Genomic DNA, 3,537 nt, shown 5'->3' on the forward strand with positions numbered 1-3,537 from the left:
GGAACGCCATCAGCGCATTTGATCCGGATGTTTTGGTGGTGGATACCTATCCGTCAGGCAGTTTTGAGGAACTGATCCCGGTTTTGCGCTGGCGGCAAAAGAACGTGTTTGTGTTTCGTGAACAGCGTCGCGACAGCTTTCAGTCTGACCTGCTCAAGGCCATCCTGCCCCTGTATGACTTGCTGATCGTTCCGCACGAGACGGTCGAGCAGGTGGGCGATTTACCCGAACCGGCCAAGGCGCGTGCGGTCGGTCCGATATTGATCCGCGAGCGAAACGAACTTCTTTCGCGGACCCAGGCACGCGCCGCGCTGGGTCTGCCAGGGCGCGTGGACGACGACACGCTGCTGATCTACTGCAGCTTTGGGGGCGGGGGTGAGCCCGAATCGCGCCGGGCGCTTGAACTGACCAGCCGTGCGGTATCGGCACTTCCCAACGCCCATCTGGTGATCGGTCAGGGTCCGCTGCTCCTGACCGACCCGGAGCCGCGTGACGGCATGACCATGGTCCGCGGGCGCTATCCAATGATGGATGTGTTGCCGGCATTCGATGCGGCGGTGGCCGCTGCGGGTTACAACACCGTGCATGAGTTGCTCTTTGCCGGCATTGCGTCGGTGCTGGTGCCTTTTGGCCGGATCCTCGATGACCAGGGGCGGCGTGCACATGAACTGGCTCTAGATCACGCCTGTCTGGTGTGTGATCCGCTGACCGAACGCGGGCTCACCGAGTCGCTGGCCCGGCTCGCCGACGCCGCCACACGCCACACCCTGGCAAAAAATGCCAGGGGCATCATCAAGAAGAACGGCGCCACGGCCGCGGCACGATCCATCCTGGAACTGCTGTGAAAGGCGCGCCTTTGACACCCGACCAACAGGCCAGGCTGCAGGGCTATCTGGCACAACGGCCAGCCCTGGGGCCAGAGACCGTGCACATCGACCTCATCAATGCCTGCAACCTCAACTGCGTGACTTGCTGGAACTATGCGCCCGGACTGGCCACAGCCAAACCGGCGTCGTGGAAAGCGCAACGCATGGAGGCATCCGTCTTTGCCCGGGTGCTCGCCGAGGTGGCGGCCACCGGTGCCCAGCGGATCATTCTCTCGGGGGGTGGCGAGCCCTTTGTGCATCCGCGCATTCACGACTTTATTGGCGCGGTGAAGGCAAAGGGTTTGACCCTGACCGTGATCAGCAACGGCACCTTGTGTGACTTTGATCGACTGGCCGATCTGCAGGTTGACCAGATGTTGATCAACATGTCGTCGGCCAGTGCGCCCACCTACGTGGCCTATCACCCCAATCAGGCGGAGGCGAGCTTTCATCAGTTGACCCAGGGGCTTGCCAGCGTGCGTGGCCGCATCGCCATCAATCTGGTGCAGGTCATCAACACGCTGAACGCGCACGAACTCGTTGACATGCTTGACCTGGCCAGCCAGTTGGGCACGCGCGTGTCGTACAAGCTCGGCGATACACCGCCCGGAACCCAGTCGCTGGCACTTGCGCCCTCTCAGCGACACCAGTTGATCAACGATGTGATTCCTCGGGCCATCCAGCGTGCCAAACAGTTGGGGGTCAAACACAACCTGCCAGCGTTTGCCGATCAGTTGAGTCAACACGCTGGGCAGACGCAGCCGCCCGCCTGTTTTGCGGGTTACCTGTACAGCCGCGTCTATGTGGATGGCCGGGTGTTTTTTTGCTGCGAACACATCGACGTGGGTCACATTGACGAGGCACCATTTGCCGAGATTTGGGCATCGCCGCGGTATGACGCGGTTCGGCAACGGCTGCATCAGGGCCAGTCTTACCCCGGCTGTGCCCGCTGCGGCAAGCACGACATGAACTTCACGGCCGCCGGCCAACTGGCAAAGTTGCAGAGCGCGGGGGTTGAGCCATGAACCCGCGACCGGTGGTGAACTGGAACATCGTGGGCGGCTGCAACTACCGCTGCAGCTACTGTGTGCAAAAGCATGCCGACGGTGTGGGTGGCCCGGACGACGCGGCGCTGGAGCGGGGGCTCGATGTGCTGTGTGCGCTGCCCGGGGTTTGGGAATTCAAGCTCTCGGGTGGTGAGCCGTTTCTACTCAAGCGCCTGCCAGATGTGGCCACGCGGCTGGTGGCTGCCGGCCACAAGGTGTCGCTGCTCACCAATCTTTCAGTCTCCTTGCCCGTTATTGAGCGCTTTGTGGCGGCAGCCGGTGACGGTCTGCGAACATTTTCGTGTTCGCTGCATTTGGAAGAAACCAGCGCTGACGCCTTTCTAACCAAGGCAGCAGCGGTAAAGCAGGTGTTGTCGGCCATGCCCAAGTCAAGTTTTGTGGTGAACCATGTGGTTCAACCGGGGCGAATTGGCGAGGCAGCCGAACTTCGCCGCGCGTTTGAGACCGCCGGTTTGAAGTTTTACCCGCAGCTCATGCGGATCAACGGCAGCCCGGCGAACTATGGGTTGATCGACCGCTGGAAACTTGATCGGGCGTTTGGCGACCTTGTGGGCCCAGCGGGCATGAACCGTGGCTACTCCCACCTGGGCAAGTCATGCCATGCCGGGTATCGTTATTTCATCCTGCATCCCAAGGGGGATGCCTATGCCTGCTATCCAGCGAAACGACACGGTGAAAACTACCTGGGCAATATCTACGCCCAAACGTTTCGTTTGAACGACGGGCCTTTGGCTTGCCCGTATGCCGTATGTCCGTGCACCGTGCCACAAAACCGGGGCATGGTCGCCGATTAAGGTCTGTAGTTCATGCCGTAGATTCAAAAAGCATAGCTGTTAGCGCTTTATTCATAAGCGCCAAAGGCCAAAAAGGCAAAAAGAATCAACGGATGACCCGCGCGCCCTTGCCTTTCATGGCCGCCTCAACCTCTTCCACCCGCACCATCGAGGTATCGCCCGGCGTGGTCATGGCCAATGCACCGTGGGCAGCGCCGTATTCCACGGCCGCCTGGGCGCCCTTGCCTTCCAGGAATCCGTAGGCCAGACCCGAGGCAAAACCGTCGCCGCCACCGACCCGGTCGTAGATCTCCAGGTTGTCGCGCTTCATCGACTGGAACAACTCGCCGTTGTAGTACAGCAGCGCCGACCAGTCGTTGAGCGTGGCGGTGGTGGCCTTGCGCAGCGTGGTGGCCGCCACCTTGAAGTTGGGGAAAGCCGCCACAGCGGTCTGGATCATCTTCTTGAAGCTCTCGGTTTCGATATTGGTCAGGTGCTCATCGGCGCCTTCGACCTCAAAGCCCAGGCAGGCGGTAAAGTCTTCCTCGTTGCCAATCATCACGTCGACATACTTGGCAATCTCGCGATTGACGCGTTGCGCGGCGTCCTTGCCACCCTGACTCTTCCACAGGGATGCGCGGTAGTTCAGGTCATACGCCACCACCGTGCCGTATTTCTTGGCGACCTGCACCGCTTCAATCACCGCTTCGGCGGTGTTGCTGGCCAGCGCGGCAAAAATGCCGCCGGTGTGGAACCAGCGCACGCCTTCTTCGCCAAACAGCTTTTCCCAGTTCACTTCACCGGGTTTGATCTGCGAGGCGGCCGAATGCC

The 3,537-nt window shown here is 60.8% G+C and carries 4 protein-coding genes; 3 read left to right on the top strand and 1 reads right to left on the bottom strand.

The window, feature by feature from the left end:
* From KBF66_RS19150 to KBF66_RS19160, 3 genes are all read left to right on the top strand, one after another.
* A partial coding sequence (locus KBF66_RS19150; RefSeq protein WP_296661305.1) for a hypothetical protein occupies nucleotides 1-845 on the top strand: 845 nt, incomplete at its 5' end.
* An 11-nt stretch (nucleotides 846-856) separates the two neighbouring features.
* On the top strand, nucleotides 857-1,891 hold the full coding sequence (locus KBF66_RS19155; protein ID WP_296661306.1) for a radical SAM protein: 1,035 nt from the start codon (nucleotides 857-859) through the stop codon (nucleotides 1,889-1,891).
* Complete coding sequence (locus KBF66_RS19160; RefSeq protein ID WP_296661307.1) at nucleotides 1,888-2,727, top strand: radical SAM protein; 840 nt, start codon at nucleotides 1,888-1,890, stop codon at nucleotides 2,725-2,727. Before KBF66_RS19155 ends, KBF66_RS19160 begins: the two co-directional genes overlap by 4 nt.
* Nucleotides 2,728-2,812: 85 nt before the next feature.
* Here KBF66_RS19160 and KBF66_RS19165 read toward each other — a convergent pair.
* On the bottom strand, nucleotides 2,813-3,537 hold a 725-nt coding region (locus tag KBF66_RS19165; RefSeq protein ID WP_296661308.1), incomplete at its 5' end, for a sugar kinase.

This window comes from Rhodoferax sp. (genome assembly GCF_018063565.1).
Classification (GTDB): Bacteria; Pseudomonadota; Gammaproteobacteria; order Burkholderiales; family Burkholderiaceae_C; genus Rhodoferax.

Excerpts from the sequence above, each read along its gene's own strand:
- KBF66_RS19160 (WP_296661307.1), top strand. The coding sequence starts at position 1,888 with ATGAACCCGCGACCGGTGGTGAACTGGAACATCGTGGGCGGCTGCAAC.